The 21,371-nt window shown below is 63.0% G+C and carries 21 protein-coding genes; 13 read left to right on the plus strand and 8 right to left on the minus strand.

The window, feature by feature from the left end:
- Nucleotides 1–4 precede the first annotated feature (4 nt).
- The 7 genes from ACVMB1_RS07600 to ACVMB1_RS07630 all read left to right on the plus strand — a co-directional run bounded on the left by ACVMB1_RS07600 (nt 5) and on the right by ACVMB1_RS07630 (nt 5,993).
- On the plus strand, nt 5–643 hold the full coding sequence (locus ACVMB1_RS07600; RefSeq protein ID WP_456815953.1) for a methyltransferase family protein: 639 nt from the start codon (nt 5–7) through the stop codon (nt 641–643).
- 27 nt (nt 644–670) lie between these two features.
- Nucleotides 671–1,123 (plus strand): hypothetical protein, encoded by a 453-nt coding sequence (locus ACVMB1_RS07605; protein WP_456815954.1) that lies wholly within the window; start codon nt 671–673, stop codon nt 1,121–1,123.
- A gap of 8 nt (nt 1,124–1,131) precedes the next feature.
- On the plus strand, nt 1,132–2,445 hold the full coding sequence (locus ACVMB1_RS07610; RefSeq protein WP_456815955.1) for a pilus assembly protein TadG-related protein: 1,314 nt from the start codon (nt 1,132–1,134) through the stop codon (nt 2,443–2,445).
- A complete protein-coding gene (locus ACVMB1_RS07615) occupies nt 2,445–2,855 on the plus strand; it encodes a TadE/TadG family type IV pilus assembly protein (RefSeq protein WP_456815956.1) in 411 nt (136 codons plus the stop codon). The genes ACVMB1_RS07610 and ACVMB1_RS07615 overlap by 1 nt, the downstream gene beginning before the upstream one ends.
- Nucleotides 2,856–3,252: 397 nt before the next feature.
- A complete protein-coding gene (locus ACVMB1_RS07620) occupies nt 3,253–4,872 on the plus strand; it encodes a type II and III secretion system protein family protein (protein WP_456815957.1) in 1,620 nt (539 codons plus the stop codon).
- An 11-nt stretch (nt 4,873–4,883) separates the two neighbouring features.
- Nucleotides 4,884–5,285: a hypothetical protein gene (locus ACVMB1_RS07625; protein WP_253592203.1), complete on the plus strand. Its 402-nt coding sequence runs from the start codon at nt 4,884–4,886 to the stop codon at nt 5,283–5,285.
- Between the two features lie 171 nt (nt 5,286–5,456).
- A complete protein-coding gene (locus ACVMB1_RS07630; protein ID WP_210262745.1) occupies nt 5,457–5,993 on the plus strand; it encodes a tetratricopeptide repeat protein in 537 nt (178 codons plus the stop codon).
- A 156-nt stretch (nt 5,994–6,149) separates the two neighbouring features.
- On the opposite strand, the gene ACVMB1_RS07635 is transcribed toward ACVMB1_RS07630, so the two are convergent.
- Together ACVMB1_RS07635 and ACVMB1_RS07640 are read right to left on the minus strand one after the other, a co-directional pair.
- The gene (locus ACVMB1_RS07635) at nt 6,150–7,253 is read right to left on the minus strand and encodes a hypothetical protein (protein ID WP_456815959.1); all 1,104 of its coding nucleotides are present in this window, start codon (nt 7,251–7,253) and stop codon (nt 6,150–6,152) included.
- A gap of 265 nt (nt 7,254–7,518) precedes the next feature.
- Nucleotides 7,519–7,785 (minus strand): hypothetical protein, encoded by a 267-nt coding sequence (locus ACVMB1_RS07640; protein ID WP_016846025.1) that lies wholly within the window; start codon nt 7,783–7,785, stop codon nt 7,519–7,521.
- A gap of 423 nt (nt 7,786–8,208) precedes the next feature.
- Between ACVMB1_RS07640 and dinB the strand changes: the two genes are divergently transcribed.
- Both dinB and ACVMB1_RS07650 read left to right on the plus strand, forming a co-directional pair.
- Complete coding sequence (gene dinB / locus ACVMB1_RS07645) at nt 8,209–9,456, plus strand: DNA polymerase IV (protein ID WP_456815960.1); 1,248 nt, start codon at nt 8,209–8,211, stop codon at nt 9,454–9,456.
- 114 nt (nt 9,457–9,570) lie between these two features.
- Nucleotides 9,571–9,780: a hypothetical protein gene (locus ACVMB1_RS07650; RefSeq protein ID WP_456815961.1), complete on the plus strand. Its 210-nt coding sequence runs from the start codon at nt 9,571–9,573 to the stop codon at nt 9,778–9,780.
- An 81-nt stretch (nt 9,781–9,861) separates the two neighbouring features.
- Here the strand turns inward: ACVMB1_RS07650 and pyk are convergent, their stop codons facing one another.
- The 6 genes from pyk to ACVMB1_RS07680 form a co-directional block, all read right to left on the minus strand.
- A complete protein-coding gene (pyk, locus tag ACVMB1_RS07655; protein ID WP_456848376.1) occupies nt 9,862–11,277 on the minus strand; it encodes a pyruvate kinase in 1,416 nt (471 codons plus the stop codon).
- Between the two features lie 3 nt (nt 11,278–11,280).
- Nucleotides 11,281–12,576, minus strand: coding sequence for a glycerate kinase type-2 family protein (locus tag ACVMB1_RS07660; RefSeq protein WP_456784510.1), 1,296 nt, complete (start codon nt 12,574–12,576; stop codon nt 11,281–11,283).
- Nucleotides 12,577–12,606: 30 nt separating this feature from the next.
- Nucleotides 12,607–13,965, minus strand: a complete 1,359-nt coding sequence (gene oxlT, locus ACVMB1_RS07665; protein WP_229190205.1) for an oxalate/formate MFS antiporter — start codon at nt 13,963–13,965, stop codon at nt 12,607–12,609.
- Nucleotides 13,966–14,030: 65 nt separating this feature from the next.
- Complete coding sequence (locus ACVMB1_RS07670) at nt 14,031–14,813, minus strand: fumarylacetoacetate hydrolase family protein (RefSeq protein WP_456784511.1); 783 nt, start codon at nt 14,811–14,813, stop codon at nt 14,031–14,033.
- 5 nt (nt 14,814–14,818) lie between these two features.
- Entirely contained in the window at nt 14,819–15,838 is a 1,020-nt protein-coding gene (locus ACVMB1_RS07675; protein ID WP_057017096.1) for a 2-dehydropantoate 2-reductase, read from the minus strand.
- A gap of 85 nt (nt 15,839–15,923) precedes the next feature.
- A complete protein-coding gene (locus ACVMB1_RS07680; RefSeq protein ID WP_057017285.1) occupies nt 15,924–16,337 on the minus strand; it encodes a CBS domain-containing protein in 414 nt (137 codons plus the stop codon).
- Between the two features lie 238 nt (nt 16,338–16,575).
- On the opposite strand from ACVMB1_RS07680, the gene ACVMB1_RS07685 reads away from it, so the two are divergent.
- From ACVMB1_RS07685 to ACVMB1_RS07700, 4 genes are all read left to right on the plus strand, one after another.
- Entirely contained in the window at nt 16,576–17,424 is an 849-nt protein-coding gene (locus ACVMB1_RS07685; protein ID WP_229190204.1) for an IclR family transcriptional regulator, read from the plus strand.
- Nucleotides 17,425–17,605: 181 nt separating this feature from the next.
- Nucleotides 17,606–19,393, plus strand: coding sequence for a glyoxylate carboligase (gcl, locus tag ACVMB1_RS07690; protein ID WP_076826254.1), 1,788 nt, complete (start codon nt 17,606–17,608; stop codon nt 19,391–19,393).
- Nucleotides 19,394–19,429: 36 nt separating this feature from the next.
- Nucleotides 19,430–20,215: a hydroxypyruvate isomerase gene (gene hyi, locus ACVMB1_RS07695; RefSeq protein WP_076826256.1), complete on the plus strand. Its 786-nt coding sequence runs from the start codon at nt 19,430–19,432 to the stop codon at nt 20,213–20,215.
- A gap of 125 nt (nt 20,216–20,340) precedes the next feature.
- Nucleotides 20,341–21,228, plus strand: a complete 888-nt coding sequence (locus ACVMB1_RS07700) for a 2-hydroxy-3-oxopropionate reductase (RefSeq protein WP_456848379.1) — start codon at nt 20,341–20,343, stop codon at nt 21,226–21,228.
- Nucleotides 21,229–21,371 lie beyond the last annotated feature (143 nt).

Here is a 21,371-nt window from a genome sequence, read left to right on the forward strand (position 1 = left end):
TGCAATGACCCTGCCGACGAATCTGGCTTACGATCGGATAACCCGATTGCTGGGCAGCGCTTGGTTCCTCCTGTTGGGACTTGTCGTGACGTTCAAGCTTGGGACGGCGGCAGACGAGCCTTGGCCTTCGCTGGTGTCGAGCTTCTGTGTCGCCGTGTTTTATCTGATGCTGGCACTGCTGATCCTGACCCGAGGGCCTGCGAAGGCGCAGGCCGAAGGCCTGCTGCCGAGGATCGCGGCCTTCGTCGGCACGTATTGGCCGTGGACGATCACGTTTTTCCCGAAGACCGAGGGGACATTGCCGAACCTCGTGTCGACGATTTGCGTGCTGACCGGCATGATCATGATCCTCGTGACTGTTCGTCATCTCGGACGGTCGTTCAGCCTGGTGCCGCAGGCGCGTTCGGTGGTGCAAACCGGGCCGTACCGGTGGATCAAGCATCCGCTCTATCTGTCGGAAGAGATCGTGTTCCTTGGTGTCGTGCTGCAGCATCTGAGCTGGATGACCGTGGGCCTGCTGATTCTGCACATCTGCATCCAGGTCTGGCGAATTCACTACGAGGAGGACGTGCTTCGGCGCACGCTTCCTGAATATTCCAGCTACGAGGCGTCGCGCTGGAGATTGATTCCTTATGTCTGGTGAGCGGCCATGCGAAGCTGGAAGAGCCGTGTGAACGGCAAGCGTTCCCTGATCGCGGATCGACGCGGCGCCGTCGCGTTCGAGATGCTGTTCGTTTTCGCTTTCCTGTTCCTGGTTATTCTGCTGCCGCTTGCCGACCTCGCGCTGGCCGGCTTTCAATACATCCAGGCGCTCGCGGCGCTGCGTGGGTTTGGACAGTCCATCCAGTATTCCCCGCCGGGCGACGTCACGAATGCGTCCAGTTGGGCGGCTGCCGCGCTCGCCAAGGCCGACTCCCGGTACCCCATACCCAGCATCCAGCTCATCTGCGGCGAAAGCAATGCGGTCTGCGATTCGACAAACTCTGCTCCGTCGCAGCCGAAGTACTACGTGTATTCGACGACGATCACATTGACGCCAATGGTGATGAGATCGGCATTGTGCACCAGCGGCAATACCAATCCCTGTTCGTTCACGCTGACCTATTCGGAACGGTTTCAATGAGGTGGTCCATGCGTAACATGCTTCATTGCCGTCGCGGCTCGGCCGCGTTCGCAACCGTGATTGCGTTGATCCCGTTGATCGGAATGATGGCGCTCGGTGGTGAGGCCGGATCCTGGTATGTCACTCGGCAACGCGCCCAGGGCGCGGCTGATGCGGCGGCCTATTCGGGTGCCTTGTGGTTTGCGTGCAGCAGCGCGCCACAGGCCGGTGTAAGTTGCAGTAACTCACAGACATACGATTATCGCGGCAAGCAGGCTGCGGCTCAGAACGCATTCTGCAATTCGGGCGATACCGGCTATCCCGGCTCCAGATGCGTGGCGACCAGCGGCGTCACGCGGACCGTCCAGGTCGCCTCGCTGACGTCGTGGAACGGGGTCGCCGGGACGTACGTTCAGGCCACCATCAGCCAGCAGCAGCCGGGATATCTGGCTCAGGTGCTTGGCTTGTCGACGGTTACTATCGCCGCGACGGCGATCGCCAGAGTTGATAGCTTGGCGAAGCCTCCATGCGTTCTGGCAGTCGTAGGGTCAGTTACCTTCCAGGGCTCTGCCACGGTCAACTCGCCGACCTGCGGCATTTCGTCGAACAGCACCGCGTCAAACGCGATTGGGTTCGTCGGCAATTCAGGCATCTCGGTGAATGCACCAAGTTACACGGTGGGCGGCTGCTCCCAGACGGGCGGAACCCAATGCACGGGCGTGCAAACCTATCAGCAACCGATCCCCGATCCCCTTAGCGCGGTGGCGACCGCGATTGGTGCGTTGAAGCTATCGGCCTTTTCGAAAGGGGCGTGCACCTCTACACCCACTTCGTATGAGTCGGGCTCCTGTTACAATGCAGGCAATAGCGTGACGTTATCCGGCGCGTTGAGCGGCACGTATTGGTTTACGGGGAATGTCAAAATCAATGGCAGCCCAACGATAACAGGAACTGCCACACTGATTTTTTTTGGGGGAGGATCACTCACCATCACTGGCAACCCGACGATCAAGTTAACCGCAATGACGTCTCCCGCTGGGCCGTTGTCACCATCGGTGCTGGCTCAGATGAGCAAGCTTCTCATCTATGACGATGAGAAGAGTTCAAACGTCAACATCAGTGGTACGTCCGCCAGCTATTTCAATGGCACGGTATATGTACCAAATTCGCCTGTCACGTATTCGGGCAACTCGTCGGGGGCGCCAAGTTCTGGTTGCTACCAGGTCATTGCCTATTCTGTGAAATTCCAGGGCAATACGACGCTGGACAACTCCGGATGCTCTGGCGGTACCGGATCCGGAGCAGCAAAGCCCAACGTTCAAACCGTGCGCCTGGTGCAGTGATGAAAAGGCTCGACCAGCGCGGGGTCGCGGCTCTCGAGTTCTGCCTCATCGCCGTGCCCTTGTTCACCCTGATCTTCGCCGTCTTTGATTTCGGACGCTACGCGATCACGATGCAGTCGCTGCGCCTGCTTGCGGATGCCGGCGCCAGGGCGAACATGATCAGCTGCTACACCCCCGCTGTGCTGGCGTCCAATTCACCATCCAGCTGTACCAGTGACTATCTGACGCTTGCGCAGAAGCAGGCCGTTGCTCCCTTCCTGTATGGCGCCAGTCTTACGCCGACGGTGACCACGACGGCGGGCGCCTCGGCGCTGACGGTGACGGCATCCCAGTCGGGCTTTGCCATGATCATGCCGATCTGGGGCAAGTCCCTCAACGCGCCGAGCGCGTCCACCACGATTCCCTTCTGAGCAGAGCCCGATTCGGCGAGGCTGGTCGAAGGCGCCGGCTTGGGCGGCCGCCGGGGCGGCTCGGCCCGTTGGGCGGGGCCGGGGAATAGCCCAGCCGGGCTACGGATGTGGTGCGCGCTGGCAACATCGGGCAGTTTTCTCCGGGCTTGCCGCAGCGGGGCGGGCCTCTCTCCTTGCAATCGAGGCGCGTGGCGAGGGATGATCTACCAGCCGCCATTAGCGGCCTTGCGACCCGGGTGAGTATTCGGTGCGCGGGGAAATGGGAATTTTTGCGAGTAACGATTTGTAGTCGGACAGACTGTAAACTCTACGGCGTGGTGGACGAACGGGAGTGATCGGGACGCCGAGGTCGTAGATTTACGGGGGTCGTCGCGGAGACGCGGCGAAGGGGATTGGCATGATGGGAAGTCGCGTTTCGGTTGATGCGGGACTTGGGCTGGTTGCCTTGAGCGCGATGGCGTTTGGAGCTGCGATCGCCCTGTTTCATTTCACCGATCCCGCCGCCGCCGCCGACCGGCGGGCGCCGTCGTCCAGCGGTGTCTTCGTCAGCGAGATGAGCGACGTCCAGCGCGTCAGGGTGACCATCAACAAGTCACGCACCTTCAGGGTCGATACGGCGTTCTCGTCGATCGTCGCGGGCTCGCCCGATATCGCCGACGTGAAGTCGCTGAGCGACCATCTGATCTACGTCCAGGGCAAGAAGACCGGCACCACCAACGTCATCCTGTTCGACAGCTCGATGAAGCAGATCGGCATTCTCGATGTCGAGGTGACGCTCGATATCGGCAATTTGCAGCAGAACATCCAGGCCGGCACCGGCACGCGCGGCATTCGCGTGTCCGCCTCCGAAGGGCAGGTGGTGCTGAGCGGAATGGCCGCCGATGCGGTCGCCGCGGAGCGAGCACTGTCGATCGCCAAAGGCAGCATTCCCGAGGGCGGCATCGTCGTCAATGCAATGAGCGTTGCGGCTCCGCAGCAGGTGATGCTCGAGGTGCGCTTCCTCGAGGTCAGCCGAGAGGCGGGGCGCGATCTCGGGGTGAATCTTTATGCAGCAAACGCCAGCGGATCGAATATTGCCAATACTGGGGCTGGCACACTGAACACGAACAGCGGCCGAGTTAACATGCCGAACGTGGGGCCTCCACCTGGCTCCATTCCGCTGTTGGGTACGGCGGGTACACTCATTGGTTCCGCCGGCGGCGTGGCTGCGCCCCCGTTCGGAAGCTTGTTGACGAGCATTCTTCGAACCAGCAATGGCAGTTCGGTGGACCTTCTGATTACCGCACTGGAAACCAAAGGATTGGCCCGCCGGCTGGCGGAGCCGAATTTGACCACGCTGTCGGGCGATGCTGCGCGATTCCTGGCAGGTGGCGAGATCCCGGTACCGGTCGCCTCGTCGCCGGTCCCGGGCGCATTGCCAACCGTGACCATCGACTACAAGAAGTTCGGCGTCGAACTGGCCTTCGTGCCGACCGTGCTGTCGCGCGGAGTGATCAATCTCCGCGTCGAGCCCTCGGTTAGCGAACTCGATTTCACCAACGCGGTGAGCATCTCCGGAACGACCATCCCGGCGCTGACCCGCCGTGACGCACGCACCACGGTCGAGTTGCGCGACGGCCAGAGCTTTGCCATCGCCGGCCTGCTGCAGACCCGCAACCGGCAGGACGTGTCGCAATTGCCGTGGATCGGCTCGGTACCTGTGATCGGAACCCTGTTCAGCAGCAAGTCGTACCAGCAGCAGGAAACCGACCTGGTCATCATCGTGACGCCGCGCCTGGTCGCGCCGGCGGCACCCGGTCAGCAGCTGGCATCGCCGCTCGATTCCCGCCTGCCGGCCAATGACGTCGACTTCTTCCTCAATGGCCAGATGGAAGTGCGCAAGCGTTACGACGACTACGTGAATTCCGGCGGCGACGTGAAGGGACCCTATGGTCACATCATCGCGCCAAACGCTGTTGTACCGGCTCCGCCACCGGCTGTCGGTGCGAACCAGCCGGTCGTGAAGACCTTGAACTAGGGGGGCGGGAGATGACCATCCGATATCTGGCTTTGCTCGCACCCTTCCTGCTCGGCGGCTGCTACGGCGTTTATGGGCATGACGAGATGGACCGCTACGTGCAGCGTTCCGACACCATCACGATGAGCGCCGGCAACGCCAAGGAGGTCAACGCCGTTACGCACACGATCCACCCATGGCCGGCCTATGTCGGCGATCGCCGGATCGCGTACGACGCGCGGCGTACAAACGGTGCCGTACAGCGCTATGGCACTCAGCAACGTCCGCTGGATCAGCTTCCCGACATGGGCGATCCGACCAAGGCGATGGGCCAGCCGCCGCCTGTCACCACGATTCAGAACGTCAACACGACCGGATTGGGCGCAGGGACCGGAGGATCGGTGGCCGTCGGGGTCGGCGGAGGCGGCAGGTAATATCCTTGCAGCGTCGGACAAGTGCCGGGGCAGGGATTCGGAAGGGAAATGCGACGTTAGGTTTCGGCGGACCTCGGTATTTCGGTCGTGCCGTCTGTTTTCGTAGGTAGTTTTGCGATGGATCTTCGAATGGTGCAGGGGCTGCGCTGGACTTGGGGAACGGGGCGAGGATTGCATCGCCTCGCACCGGCGTTGATCTGTTGCGGCTTGGCGACCGGCCTTGGGGCCTGTGACTACACGACGCGGGAGGCTGCGATCGTAGCCCCCGTGGATCCGCCAGGCGGCGACCCCGTGCAGGAGCCGACCGACGTCAAATACTATCCCTCCGACGAACCGGTGCGGATGGGGCTCGAGCACTACAACCGCGGCAATTACGGAATCTCGCAGCGCTATTTCAAGGAAGCGGTCGAGAAGGCGCCGAAGGACGTGACGGCCTGGGTCGGGCTCGCGGCGAGCTATGACAAGTTGCGCCGCTTCGACCTTGCCGATCAGGCCTATGCGCAGGCGATCCGGCTTGGCGGCGAGACCGTCCAGATCCTCAACGATCAGGGCTATTCCCTCATGCTGCGCGGCAATCTGAACGGCGCGCGGCGGAAGTTCGAGAAGGCGTATTCGCTCGATCCGGGCAACCCCGTCATCGCGAACAACCTCGAGCTTCTCAACGGCAGCCGGCGCTTCATCGAGCGGCCGCCGAACAATCAGCCGTAGGTTGACAGCGGTTCACGAGCCTCTGCACGATTTCTTAGGGTATAATAATACCAAATTTTGCCCGACGCGTCGAGTTGCCGGGTCCGCCGGCTCCTTTGCATGGGGTTGTTTTCGATATTTTGGCAGCTCGCCCCTGCGACTTGACCTCGCCACGATCTAGTTCGGCATCAGCACGACATCGATGCGGCGGCTGTTTCGTGTGCTGATGACGATGGCGCCGTTGCGGGTGGCGAATCTCGCACCGAGAAGCCGCGGCACTTTTTCCGTCAACGACGACGGCAGCGGAATCATTCCGCCGGTGATGGGATCGCCGACGTTGATCGGCGCGACGGCTGCGCCGGCCGAAGGCGCTGCCTTGATGTACTCCCTGATCAACTGAATCTCTTCACGCGAGAGGCTGAGCGCGGCCTGTTCGCCTGCGCCGTCAGCCAGCTTCTTTTCCGCCTCGGCCCTGTCTCGCGCATCTTCCTGCTGGGCGGCATCGCGTCTTGCGACTTCGACCTGTTCGAGTCTGGCGAGGCGTTCCCTCAGCGGCGCGATCTCGCGTCGCAACGCGGTAATGTCCGACTTCAGCGAAGAGAGCTGACCAAGTGCAATCGCGGCGGCAACGCAAGCGACGACCGAGATCAGGCTGAGGCACGCCACCGCCAGCCCCGTCAATCCGCCTCGACGATCGGCACGACGATCCCCGACATCCTCCGCGGATCGCCGTCGCTGCGCGGTGGCGAATTTCGGCTTGATCGTACCGAGGAAGCTGACCAGACCGGACAGCCGCGCAGCCACCACGCGGTTCGCCTCTTGAAAGGCGCCGAATGCAGGCGCCGGGACGATCGGAGAGTGCGCCGAGGGGATGTCGGGAGCGGTAGCCGAACGGCCCGCGCCGGATGGCTGGCGGTCGTCGTGGTCCTCGCGCGTCATACCGGGGAGCTCGAGATCAACGTCGTCGGGGCGGTCGATCGCAGTATCCGCAACGTAATGGCGCGTGTCGGCCGTAGCGGCGTCCAATCGCTCCGTTTCCTGTCGATCGGGTCCGTGTTCGATTCGGGCGGTTTCAAGCGAGCGCCACAGCGAGAGTCCCGAATCGGTGATCTGCAGGCCCGCGTCGTTGATCGATGCCCATCCCGATTGGAAGACGTCGGCGTCGCCAAGCTCGGACGGCCGCTTCGACTGTGTGGCTTCATCGCCGGCCGCGATCATGCGCTTGACCTCGCGGCTGACCTCGTCGATCGCGATCCGCTGCCCGGGCCTTGCGGCCAGCACACTCAGGATCGCCAGATTGAACCTCATGCGGCGCCTCGCGATGCCCCATCAACCGGCCGTGCCGCCGTTCCGCTCCCGTGCAGGCGACGTGCGAGCCTCAGCGGGGTCGAAGCGGATCAATCATGCCGCCACGGACGTCGGTCAGTCAGGGAGTCAAGCAAGTGTACCGGCTCGCCAAGGGGCAAACAATCCGGCACCAGACCTACGACAGATGGATAAGTCGGCCCGCAAACGACACGCGTCGGGATCGCCTTCGCTGCGCGCCTCAGAGAAACTCGCGAAGCCTGGAGAGCTCGATCACATGCTCGGGTGACAGCACGTCGGGGACGAGGGGAGGCTGCGACTTGGTCCGGATCTCGTAAAGATGTCGCGTCTTCTCGGGCTTGCCCATGAAATCCCGAATGCATTGGTCGAGCGTTCCGTTGACGACCATATAGGGCGCGCGATCCTCTCGCCTCGAGTTGTTGAGAGAAGGCCATTTGTAAAGGTGGGCCGCAGCTTGGAAGTCCACCTGATGGGATTGGTCGGTCATTGCAAAATATCTACCCGAAAAAGCCCTGCGCGGCAAAGTCAGCCGGCTGATGAGTGAGCCGGTGCGGCAATACGCGCAAGCTGCGGTCGTGCATCGCAGAAGCCGCCGTCATGCATCTCGAACGATCCGCCGATGTGCCTTGCGTTGATGCCTCGCAGCAACTCCCGCTTCGATCTCCCGCGGACCGAGATCGGGGGCGATCGGGCGAAGCCGGCTGAAGGGAGCGCCGGCAGATCCTCTCGCGCGGCAAGCGCGCGCGCAGCGTGGCAACGCGCGTTGACGACCCGGCGTCGTTCGCGGCGCCAGCGGCCGCGATGACATGCTGGATTGACTCGATTTCAGATTGTTCCTATTTTGTTCTATTGTCAATTTCCACGTCCGGAGACGGGCGGCTTCGGTCAGGTCAGGGATGAACGGGTCGAGATGGCAGCCGCAGTCACCATCCTTCATGCGGACCTGGATGCATTTTACGCATCGGTCGAGCAGCTGCTCGAGCCGTCGCTGCGCGGCAAGCCGATCGCCGTCGGGGGCGGGGTTGTGCTGGCGGCGTCCTATGAGGCCAAGGCCTTCGGAGTGCATGGCGGCATGTCGGGGCGGGAAGCGCGCCAACTGTGCCCGCAACTGGTTTTCGTCGGCGGCCATTTCAGCGATTACCAGCGGTTGGGTGACGCGGCCATCAAGGTGATCGGCGACTTCACGCCGCTGGTCGAGCGAATTTCGATCGACGAGGCGTTTGCGGACGTTGCCGGCTGCACTCACCTGTTCGGAACGCCTGCCGAAATAGCCGCGTCGATCCGGTGGCGCGTACGCAGCGAGCTCGGCCTTCCGATCTCGGTCGGCGTCGCCCGCACCAAGCATCTGGCGAAGATCGCCTCGCAGGTCGCAAAGCCCGACGGACTTGTCGTCGTTGATCCCGACGCCGAGCTGAGCTTCCTTCACGAATTGCCGGTCAAGTTGATGTGGGGAGTAGGGCCGGTCACGAGGACCCGGTTGGACGCGATCGGCGTAGCGACGATAGGTCAGCTCGCCAAACTGTCGGAACGGTCGCTGACGCACTTGCTCGGTCCGGCAGCGGGCGAGAAACTCGCCGCGCTGGCCTGGAATCGTGATCCGCGACAGCTCAAGCCACACCGGCGCGCACGATCGGCGGGGGCACAATCGGCGCTTGGCCGAAAGCCTGCGATCGAGCAAGTCATCCGGCCCACGCTGCTTCATCTCGCCGACCGCGTCGCCACGCGGCTTCGGGCGAAGTCGCGGCCCGGACGAACCGTGACGGTGCGCGTCCGTTTCGCCGACCTGAAGTCGGTGACGCGCTCGATGACGCTCGATGCGCCGGTGTGCACGACCATCGTGCTGGCGCGGCTCGCCGAGAATCTGGTGCGCGCTGCTCTTGCTGACCATCCCGGCGAGAAGATCATCTCGCTGCTGGCGATCTCGATTTCGCATCTCGAGGAGCATTGGGATCTTGCACTGGAGCTTCCACTCGGACTGGAGGACGAAGCGCTTCGGCCTGGAAGTCCGACAGGGATGGCCCGCTGGGCGGCGGACCGTGCGATCGACAGGATCCGCGATCGCTTTGGCTGGGAGGCGATCGGATATGGTTCAGCGGCGCTGGAGGCGGTTCATTCGGTGCCCGACGCGTTTCGCAAGCTTGCCGAGAGAGAGCTCTAGCGTTCGCCGGTTCACGTATCTGTCACTGCATTAAGAAAAGGCAATTTGGAATCGCGCGCTTGTGAGTGGCGACCCTGTACGGCCGGCTTATTTTGAGCCCGCGGAGGGACAGCCATGAAGCACAGCGCCGAACTGATCCAGACGATGCGCGATGCGTTGAATGCGGTCATGGCAAGCGTACCGGCGGATCAATCCGTGTTCGGTCTCAAGGCCGCTGTTGCGGAATGCATCCTGCGAGCCGCAGCTCACGGCCAGACATCGTTCGACGGGCTCGTGACGTCGGCATCCGATCAGCTTCAGTCGATCATCTCGATGCTGACCTAGGCGATCGGGATGCGCGCGACCGTCGCGTTCGCCTTGCCGCGCGGTGCGCTGATGATGCAATCGCTCGGGCCGACGGTTCTCTCAGGGCAGCGATACGACCCGTAGATTGTTGGTCGTTCCCGCTTGTCCAAAGGGAATGCCGGCGACCACGACCAGCAGATCGCGGCTCGATGCAAACTGCTCTGCTTGCGCGAATGTGGTTGCGCGCTCGACCATCTCCTCATAGCTCTGAACGTCGTCGGAAAGCACGCTGTGAGCGCCCCAAAGCAGGCACAAGCGGCGGGACACTTCGCGGCTTGGGGTGATGGCGAGGATCGGGCGGCTCGGCCGCTTGCGCGCGACGCGTGCGGCCGTGGTGCCGCTCGAGGTGTAGGCCACAATGGCCGCGGCGTGAACGACGGAGGCGAGATCGGCCGCTGCCGTGGCCACGGCATGCGGTGGCGTCTGCTCTTCGCCGGGCTGGGTCGCCTCGACGATCGAGCGGTACATCTTGTGTTGTTCGGTGCTGCGGATAATGCGGCCCATCATCTCGACCGCCTCGCGCGGATATCGGCCTGTCGCGGACTCCGCCGACAGCATCACGGCGTCTGCGCCGTCATAGATGGCGGTCGCAACGTCGGAGACTTCCGCGCGCGTCGGCGTAGGGGCGGCGACCATCGAGTCCAGCATTTGCGTGGCGACGATCACGGGCTTCACCGCGAGACGGCAGGCCCGCACCAGCTCCTTCTGGCGCCCCGGCACGTCCTCATGCGGGATTTCGACGCCGAGATCTCCCCGCGCAACCATGATGGCGTCGCACAGCTGGATGATATCGTCGATCCGTTCGAGCGCGGCAGGTTTCTCGATCTTGGCCATCAGGCCGGCACGGTCCCCGACGAGGCCTCTCGCTTCGATGATATCCGAGGGCTTCTGCACGAACGACAGCGCAACCCAATCCACGCCAAGTTTCAGGCCGAACTCCAGATCGAGGCGATCCTTCGCGGTCAGCGGTGAAAGATCGAGGACCGTACCCGGCAGATTGACGCCCTTGTGATTCGAGATCGTGCCGCCGACGATCACCTTGGCTTCGATGAAATCGTCACCGAGCCCGGTAACGCGAACGCGGACCCTGCCGTCGTCGATCAGAAGGTCATGGCCGGGGGCAACGGCGGCAAAGATCTCCCGATGCGGGAGGGGAATTGCGGTTCGGTCGCCTTCCGATCCGGACAAGACGAACCGAATGGTCTCTCCGGCCATTGCGGCGATCTTTCCATCGCGCAAGGTGCCGACGCGGATCTTCGGGCCCTGGAGGTCCATCAGGATGCCGATCGGCCGGCCGACGTCCTGTTCCAGCTTTCGGATCGCCGCGTGAATGCGTGCGTGATCGCTCTGTGTTCCGTGACTGAAGTTCAGGCGGAACGTATCGACGCCCGCCAGCAGCAGTGCCTCGAGCATCTCGGGGGAACTGCTTGCTGGACCAACGGTTGCAACGATCTTGGCTCGTCGATGACGACGCATGAATCACCTCGTCGGTGGCTGGCCGGCTGCGATCAGCACGGCACGGATATCATTGACGTTCGTAAGCGTCGGCCCGGTGCGCACGAGGTCTCCAAGGCGGTCGAAGAACGTGTAGCTGTCATGAGCAGCCAGGTACGCTCGTGCGTCAAGCAGATTCGCGGCGGCGCGCCGCAGCGTATCCGGACCGATCAAAGCGCCAGCCGCATCTTCCGTTCCATCAATTCCATCGCTGTCGCCCGCAACGGCCCAGATATCGGATGCGCCGGACAGGGCGACGGCAAGCCCCAGCAGGAATTCGGTGTTGCGGCCGCCGTGTCCCGCCGGCCCGCGCCCGATCGTCACTGTCGTCTCGCCTCCGGACAGCAGCACCGCGGGGGCAGGGCCCGGCTGCGCATATCTCGCGACCGACCGGGCGATGCCGGCCATCACGGTTCCGAGTTCCCGTGCCTCGCCCTCGATCGCGTCTCCAAGGATGATCGGCGTCAGGCCTTCGTCCCGGGCGGCGCTGGCCGCAGCGTCAAGCGCATGGAATGGAGCGGCAAGGATGCGGACATCAGCATCGATCTCGCCGGGCTTGGGTGTCTCGTCCGCTTGTTCGAGCACAAGCCGCGCCGCTTCCGGCAGGTCGATTGCAAAGCGGCCAACGATCTCCAGCGCAGCGGCTTTCGTGCTGCTGTCCGGCAGCGAGGGACCGGAGGCAATCGCCGCGGGATCGTCGCCGGGAATGTCTGAGATCACAAGGGTCGTGACGCGGGCGGGACGGGCGGCCAGCGCCAGCCGACCGCCCTTGATCGCGGACAGATGTTTGCGGACGACGTTCATCTCGGCAATCGTCGCGCCGCTTGCAAGGAGTGCCCGGTTGACCGCCTGCTTGTCGGCGAGAGTCATCGGAGATGCCGGCAGGGTCATCAGCGCCGAGCCACCGCCGGACATCAGGGCGATGACGAGATCGTCTGCAGAAAGCCCCTCGACGGCGCGCAGCATGCGAAGGGCCGCGGTCCTGCTCGTGTCATCCGGCACGGGGTGAGACGCTTCGAGCACTTCGATACGGCCGGCTGGAACCGAATGGCCGTGGCGCGTGACGACGACGCCGGAAAGCGCGACGTCAGGCCATGCCGCGTCGAGGCCCGCAGCCATTGCCGCCGACGCCTTACCCGCGCCGACGACGATGCATCTGCCCCTCGGCTTTGCCGGCAGGGCGTCGGCAATCGTGATCCTCGGATCGGCGCTCGCGATGGCGGCGTCGAAGATTCGCCGCAGGGCGGTCCGAGCCCGCACATCCGTCCATCTGTCGTTCAATCGCTTGCGCTCCGGCCGATAGGTCTCTTGTTATGGCGCCTTCTCGAGACGGTCGTAAGACATGGGTGCCTCAAGTCGACCGCCTTCACCGGGAAAGACCTTTGCGCGAGCGATTGCGGCACTTGCCGTCGCTTCACTGCCGAGAATGAACGCGCGCCGCATCGGCTTGATCAGGAACAACGCGGTGAGGGCAGCGGTCGCATTGAGTGCAACCGCGACGATGAACACGGCCTGCCAGCCGAGCTGGGAAGAGATGATGCTCGCGAGCGGCACGAGCAGCGCCGCCGTGCCCTTCGCCGTGTAGAGCATGCCGTTGTTGGTGGTTGCATATTTGGCGCCGAACGTGTCGCCCGACGTCGCGGGAAACAGGCTGTAGATTTCGCCGAAGACGCCGAAATAGATCGCCGTGGCCAGCACGAAGACAACCGGAATGTGACCGTAGGTGGACAGCGTCAGCAACATCAGCGCCGCTGTCGCGAACGCGATGAACATCGTGTGCTCGCGCCCGATATTGTCGGAGACCCAGCCAAAGAGCGGACGGCCGAAACCGTCGAAGACGCGATCGAGCGAGATGGCAAACGTCAGTGCCGCCATCTGGAAGCCCGCCAGGGTGACCGGCGTGTCCGCGATCTTGAAGTCATGGGCGATCGGCCCGATTTGCGCGGCGGTCATCAAGCCGCCGGAAGCCACCATGACGAACACCACGTACATGACCCAGAAGACCGGGGTGCGCAACACCTGGGGCGGAGTGTAGTCGATCGCACTCTGCGGCAGATTGAGACGCTTTTTCCTGGGTGCTTCGACGCCATGCGGTGGCCGGACGAACCAGGCCAGCAGGATGACGATGAGGCCTTGTCCGATCCCGAAGGTCAGGAAGGTGCTCTGGTAGCCGCTGGCGGCAATCATGTTGGCAATCGGTACGACGGTGAGGGCCGCACCGGCGCCAAACCCGGCGGCGGTTGCTCCTGCGGCCAGGCCGCGCCGGTCCGGAAACCATTTCAGGGCATTGCCGACGCAAGTGCCGTAGACGGCGCCGGCACCGATGCCCGCGACGACAGCTGCCGCATAAAGCGTGACGAGAGAGGAGGCGTATGAGTTCATGATCCAGGCCAACCCGATCATCAGCCCGCCGAACATGATGACGATGCGGGGGCCGTATTTGTCCACGAACCAGGCCTCCACGGGCACAAGCCATGTCTCCGTCATCACGAAAATCGTGAAGGCGAGCTGGATGGCCGGACGGCCCCAGTGAAACTTCGCGTCGATCGGATCAACGAACAGCGTCCAGCCATATTGCAGGTTGGCGATCATCGCCATGCAGACGATGCCGATCGCCAGTTGCAGCCAGCGGAAGCCGCCGGGCGATGATGCCGGGTTGGTGGAGATCATGTACGCTCCTAAGGCAGATAATCGTCGTTTGGGCCGGCTGCGTCGGGTTGTCGTCCCGCCGCAGCCTACTGACGGAATTCGTTGGTCAACTCGCCGATTCCGTCGATCGCGACGGTGACCGTGTTGACGGGCTCCTTCATCACCCCGACGCCAATCGATGTCCCGCAGCAGATCAGGTCGCCCGGCAACAGCGTCATGTCGTGCGAGATCTTGCTGACCAGCGTCTGTGCGCTGAAGATCATGTCCGCGATCGGGTAGTTCTGGCGCTCGACGCCGTTCAGAATGGTGCGCACCACGAGGCGTGCGGGGTCGAGGCCTGACGCAATCACGGGGCCGAACGGGCCGTATCCATCGAAGCCCTTGGCCCGCGCCCATTGCGGGAAGGTCGGGTCGCGATTGAGGATGTCCGCGGCGGTGACGTCGTTGGTGCAGCTGTAGCCGAAGATGAAGGCGTCGGCCTGCTCGGGCGCGACCGCCGTGCAGCTCCTGCCGATGACGATGCCGAGTTCACCTTCGTAGGTCGTCTTGCCATCATAGCCCAAGGGACGCCTGATGACGGCACCAGGCGCGGTGACGCTGGTCGGCGCCTTCAACAGGTACAGCGGTTCGGCAGGCTCAGGTGATTTCAGCTTCTCCGCAAGTGCGTGAAAATTGTTCCAGAGCGCGATGACCTTGCTCGGTTGCGTCGGGGCGAGCAGCTCGACGTTGTCCAGCGCCAGCGTTTGTCCAGTCGGTCGCATGTCGCCGAACATGTCCCCTTCGTGCACGGAGATGCCGGATGGAATGAGTTGCCCGAAGCCGATTTCGGCATGGTGGCGGAAGCGGACCCAGCGCGTAACATTGGCCATCGGGATCACGCCACCGCCAGCGTTTCTGCTGCTGCGGCGCCGGCCGCCCCGTCATAGAGGCCGGCCAGCCTGGTGCGCTGCGCGACCAGGGCCAGCACCGCATCGAGGGCGGGCGTCGCGATTCCTGTCATCCGGCCCATCTCCTGCACCACGGTGATCAACGGATCGATCTCGACCGGACGTCCGCGCTCGAGATCCTGCAGCATCGAGGTCTTGTGCGCGCCGACCTTGCGCGCACCTTCGATGCGGCGTTCGACATCGACCCGAAACTTGACGCCGAGGCTTTCCGCGATCGCCTGGGCCTCCAGCATGATCGCCCGGGACAGCGCGCGCGTGCCCGGATTGCTGCAGATCACGTCGAGCGTCGCGTGGGTGAGGGCGCTGATCGGGTTGAAACAGACGTTGCCCCACAGCTTGAGCCAGATCTCGTCACGGATACGGTCGAGGACCGGAGCTTTCATGCCCGCGGCCACGAACAGCTCGGAAAGTTTCTGGACGTCGGATGTGATCTCGCCGGAGGGCTCGCCCAGCGGAAAGTTGTTGCCGTAGACATGGCGGATCACGCCGGGCGCCTCGATCTCGGTGGCGGGGTACACCACGCAGCCGATCGCGCGCTCGGGGCCGAGCTCGTTCCACTGCTGACCGCCAGGATCGATGCTCTCGAGCGTCGATCCTTCGTGCCGACCACCGTGCTTGTGGAAATACCAATAGGGAATGCCGTTGACGGCGGTGACGATGCGGGTCCGATCGCCCAGCAGCGGCCGCATGGGCTCGATGACACCGGTGATCGAATGCGCCTTGAGGCAAATGATGACGTAATCCTGCTCGCCGAGTTCGGCGGGGTTATCGGTGCAGCGAGGATGCACGACGCGCTCCTCGTCGCCGATCAGGAGTTTCAGGCCGTTCTGCCGCATTGCGGCGAGATGCGCACCCCGCGCGACCAGGCTGACATCGGCACCAGCACGCATAAATTCGACACCGAGATAGCCGCCGATCGCGCCGGCGCCGTAGATGCAGATTCTCATTCGATCCTCGCAAGCAGAGTGGGGACACAGCAGGAGCCGCAGCGGCTCGAACCGAGTAGCGTGGCAATGGCCTTGGGCAAGTCTGTCAGGCCGCGCAGGCGGCTTCCTCGAAAGCAAGGGTGATGTCCCGCATGCTCACGACGCCGACGAGCCGGCCGTTGTCGATGACGGGGACATGGCGGATTCCATGACGGGCCATGAGGCGCTCGACATCCGTGAGCGCATCTTGCGAATTGCAGGACAGCAGCGGCCGCGGCGAGATGAATTGCGCGACTTTCATCGCAAGACCATTAGTGCCGCGCTCGGCGATCACAGCGACGACGTCGCGCTCGCTGAACATCCCGATCACGGCGGCGTCCTTGCTGCGCGAGGCGTTCCTGACCACGAGGGCGCCGACATTGCTCGCGTACATCAGGTTCGCCGCAATGCTCACGGTTTCGTTCGAGCCGATCGTCACCACGTGCGCATTGTTGGCGCGAAGGATGTCCCCGACGTACATGGCATCGTCCTCCCGGTTGCTTGATTTGGTCGTTGTGAAGCGATCGTGGTATACATTATCCCAGAAGTCAAACAAAAGAATCGAGCTATTTGCCAAGAATAATGGCAAAAATACTGACCTATTCGCGAGTATTGTCGCCTTGACTCCATGGCCTTTTGGTATGCCATATGCCAATTCTAAGGCTCGCTCTCGACGAGCAATTTCGTTCTGAACCGCAACCGGTTAGGGGCAGGTCGTGATGAAAAGAGAGCCGATCCGGCGCAAGCCGTCCGATCCCGATCTTCGCGCGCAGCCGGAACTGGACGCGCGCGACGGCGGTGTTCAGTCCGTTGATCGCGCCATGCAAATCCTGGAGACACTTGCAGAGGATGATGAAGGCTATCGGCTGACCGATCTGGCGATCCGCACCGGCCTGTCTCCCTCGACCGTACATCGGCTGCTGACCACGCTCGAGAACCGCAGGTTCGTTCAATTCGACCGCGACGAATCCAAGTGGCACATCGGCGCGCAAAGCTTCGTGGTCGGCTCGACCTTCGTGCGCCGGCGGAATTTTGCCGCGCAGGCACTGCCTTATCTGCGCAAGCTGCGCGACCAGACCCGGGAAACGGCCAATCTTGCCGTGGTCGACGATGAATCCATCATCGTCGTGTCCCGCATTGAAAGCCGTGAGATCATGCGCTCGCTGACCAAGGTCGGCGGACGCGTCGCGATGATCGCCTCGGGAGTGGGCAAGGCGGTGCTGGCTACCTATTCCGATGCAGACGTCAACGCGATCATTCGCCGTCAGGGCATGCCGCGGCTGACGGAAAAATCGATCGTGCGGCCCGGCGAGTTGTTCAAGGAATTGGAGAGCGTGCGGCGTCAGGGTTATGCGGTGGATGATGAAGAGGCGCGCCTCGGCCTGCGCTGCGTGGCCGCGGTCGTCTTCAACGATTGCAACGAGCCATATGCCGCAATCTCGGTATCCGGCATGGCGGACAGGCTGACGAACGAACGCTTGCCCGAGATCGGTACGATCGTGCATCGGATCGCAGCCGAACTCACGGCCGAACTTCGCGGGAACCGCACGCAGCAAACGCAGGCGTAGGGCGGGCTGCAATTCCGTCCGCAACAATTTCCATTTCTACACTGACGCTAATCGTTTGAAGACGCGCAAGAAATCGCGAGCGTTGCCACAGCGCGGAAATTCCAATCGATTGCGTTGAGATCGATGCTCGCGGGCCTGATGATCCTGCTCAGGCCAACTCATAGCGAAGCGGGATCATCACATGAAGATGCGAGCAGTCGATGCAGCAGTGCGCATTCTCCAACGCGAAGGGATCACGTGCGCATTCGGCGTTCCCGGCGCGGCGATCAATCCGCTTTACTCCGCGCTGAAGCGCAACGGATCGATCCAGCATATTCTGGCGCGGCACGTCGAAGGCGCCTCGCATATGGCGGAAGGCTATACCAGGGCGAAGGCGGGCAATATCGGCGTCTGCATCGGCACATCGGGTCCGGCCGGCACCGACATGATCACCGGCCTCTATTCGGCGATCGCTGATTCCATTCCGATCCTCTGCATCACCGGTCAGGCGCCGCGGGCGCGGCTCTACAAGGAGGATTTCCAGGCCGTCGACATCGAGTCGATCGCAAAACCAGTGACGAAATGGGCCGTCACCGTGCGCGAGCCGGCGCTGGTGCCGCGCGTGTTCAGCCAGGCTTTCCATGTCATGCGGTCGGGGCGGCCGGGACCGGTGCTGATCGACCTTCCGCTCGATGTGCAACTGGCCGAGATCGAGTTCGACGACGAGACCTATTCACCGTTGTCGGTCTACAAGCCGACGGCGACGCGCAAGCAGATCGAGAAGGCACTCGAGATGCTGAACGCCGCGGAGCGGCCGCTGATTGTGGCCGGCGGCGGCGTGATCAACGCCGATGCATCCGAGCTGCTGGTCGCCTTTGCCGAAGCGGTCAACGTTCCGGTCGTTCCGACGCTGATGGCCTGGGGCGCTATTCCTGACGATCATGCGCTGATGGCAGGCATGGTCGGCTTGCAGACCAGCCATCGCTACGCCAACGCCACGATGCTCGAATCCGATTTCGTGCTCGGCATCGGAAATCGCTGGGCCAACCGGCATACCGGCTCGATCGAGACCTACACGAAGGGCCGCAAATTCGTGCATGTCGACATCGAGCCGACGCAGATCGGGCGGGTCTTCAATCCGGACCTCGGTATCGTCTCCGACGCCAAGGCCGCGCTGGAAATGTTCGTGAGCGTCGCCAGGGAGTGGCGGAAGTCCGGGAGGCTGCGCGATCGGCAGGCCTGGCCCGCCGCCTGTCGCGACCGCAAGCGTTCGATGCTGCGCAAGAGCCACTTCGAAAACATCCCGATCAAGCCCCAGCGCGTCTACGAGGAAATGAACAAGGCCTTTGGCCGCGACACCTGCTACGTGACCGTGATCGGATTGTCGCAGATCGCTGGGGCCCAGTTCCTCAACGTCTACAATGCGCGCAACTGGATCAACGCCGGGCAGGCCGGTCCTCTCGGCTGGACACTGCCGGCCGCGCTTGGCGTGCGTGCCGCCGATCCCGACCGCGACATCGTCGCGCTGTCGGGTGACTACGACTTCCAGTTCCTGATCGAGGAGCTCGCGGTCGGGGCGCAGTTCAATCTGCCCTACATCCACGTCGTCGTGAACAATTCATATCTCGGCCTGATCCGGCAGGCGCAGCGCGGCTTCGACATGGACTATCACGTCCAGCTCTCGTTCGAGAACATCAACGCGCCCGAGATCGGCGGTTACGGCGTCGACCATGTGGCCGTCGCAGAGGGTTTGGGCTGCAAGGCGATCCGGGTCACCGATCCGAACGACGCGCAGGCGGCGTTCGCGACCGCACGCGAGCTGATGGCGAAGCATCGCGTGCCCGTGGTCGTGGAGTTCATTCTCGAGCGAGTCACCAATATCGCGATGGGAACGGAGATCGACAACATCGTCGAGTTCGAAGAGGTGCTCGATCTTCTGCTCGATGACGTGCCGAGCGCATCACGATCCGGCACGCTGTTGCCGGCCTGACCACATCATTCATCGCTTCAAGCGGAGATACGACTCGTGCCTCAATTTGCCGCCAATCTCACCATGCTCTTCAACGAGCTGCCGTTCCTCGATCGGTTCGCGGCCGCCAAGGCGGCCGGCTTCAACGCAGTCGAGTATCTTTTTCCTTATGACTTCGAAAAGGGCGCGTTGCGGGAGGAATTGGCGCGCTGTGGGCTGACCCAGGTGCTGCACAATCTTCCAGCCGGCAACTGGGCCGCCGGTGAGCGTGGCATTGCGATCCTGCGCAATCGGGTCGATGAATTTCGCGACGGCGTGGTGCGCGCGATCGACTACGCAAAGGCGCTGGATTGCCGGCAGCTGAACTGCCTGGTCGGCATCGCTCCAGCCGATACGGATAGGGCGGACCTGCAGGAAGTCCTCGTGTCCAACCTGCGCTTCGCCGCAGGCGCGCTCGCCCAGCATGGCATCAGGCTCCTCGTCGAACCGATCAACACGCTCGATACTCCCGGCTTCTTCCTGAGCCGTACGGAACAGGCGGTGCAGCTCATTTCCGAGGTTGGCTCATCCAATCTGTTCATCCAGTACGACATCTATCACATGCAGATCATGGAAGGTGATATCGCGCGGACCCTGCAGAAGCATCTCGGCCGGATCGCGCATGTCCAGCTCGCCGACAATCCGGGCCGTTATGAACCGGGAACCGGCGAAATCAACTACTGCTATCTGTTCAAGCATCTCGACAGCATCGGGTATCGGGGCTGGATCGGGTGCGAATACAAGCCGCGGACGACCACGCTCGAGAGCCTGGGCTGGCACGCCGCACAGACTTTCGTGACCTAGAGCCTGTTCCGTTCCGATTGAATCGGGACGGACCTCTGGAATTTTATTTAACGCGGTTTCTTCACGCGAGCCGAGAGTCGCTCGCCGGAAAAACGCCTTCATCCGGATGACAGGGAGCAACGACAATGAAAGACATCGGATTCATCGGACTTGGCACCATGGGACGTCCGATGGCCAGCCACCTCCTGGCTGCCGGCTATCGCCTGTTCCTGCACGACGTCGTACCTGTTGCGCCTGAGTTGATCGCGGCCGGCGGCATCGCTTGCGAGTCCGCCAAGCAGGTGGCGCAGGAGGCGGACGCCGTGATCATCATGGTACCGGACACTCCGCATGTCGAAGCCGTGCTGTTCGGTCAAGGCGGCGTCGCGGAGGGCATCTCCAAGGGCATGATCGTGACGGATATGAGCTCGATCTCTCCGCTGGCGACGAAGGAGTTTGCACGCTGGATCGATGCGCTCGGGGCCGATTATCTCGACGCGCCGGTCTCCGGCGGCGAAGTTGGTGCAAAGGCGGCCAGCCTGACCATCATGGTCGGCGGGCGGGAGCGGGCGTTCGATGCGATGAAGCCCCTGTTTGAAACGATGGGGAAGAATGTCACGCATGTCGGCGGCAACGGCGACGGCCAGACCACCAAGGTTGCGAACCAGATCATCGTGGCGCTGACCATCGAGGCGGTGAGCGAGGCGTTGCTGTTCGCCTCCAAGGCCGGGGCCGACCCCGCATTGGTGCGCCAGGCGTTGATGGGCGGCTTCGCGTCGTCCCGGATCCTCGAAGTGCACGGCGATCGCATGCTGAAGCGCAATTTTGATCCGGGCTTCCGCATTGAGCTGCATCAGAAGGACCTCAACCTCGCGCTGGAAGGGGCGCGCGCGCTTGGCTTGTCGCTGCCAGGCACTGCCGCAGCCCAGCAGCTGTTCAACGCCTGTACCGCCCTCGGCGGCAAAAGCTGGGACCATTCCGGCATTCTGAGAGCGCTGGAGGTCATGGCGGGCCACGAGGTCGCGGCTGCCTGAGCGCCGCGGAGGGGAATGGACGAAAATATCGTGGGCCTGGTCGGTGCGGGGACGGTAGCGCCTACCTGCCACGGATCAGGCGCCTGGCGCCCAAGCCGGTCGCTCAGCGTTCGGATCGTTTGCTGGGCATTTTTTCTGGTGTC

It is taken from the genome of Bradyrhizobium sp. USDA 4504 (assembly GCF_054063995.1).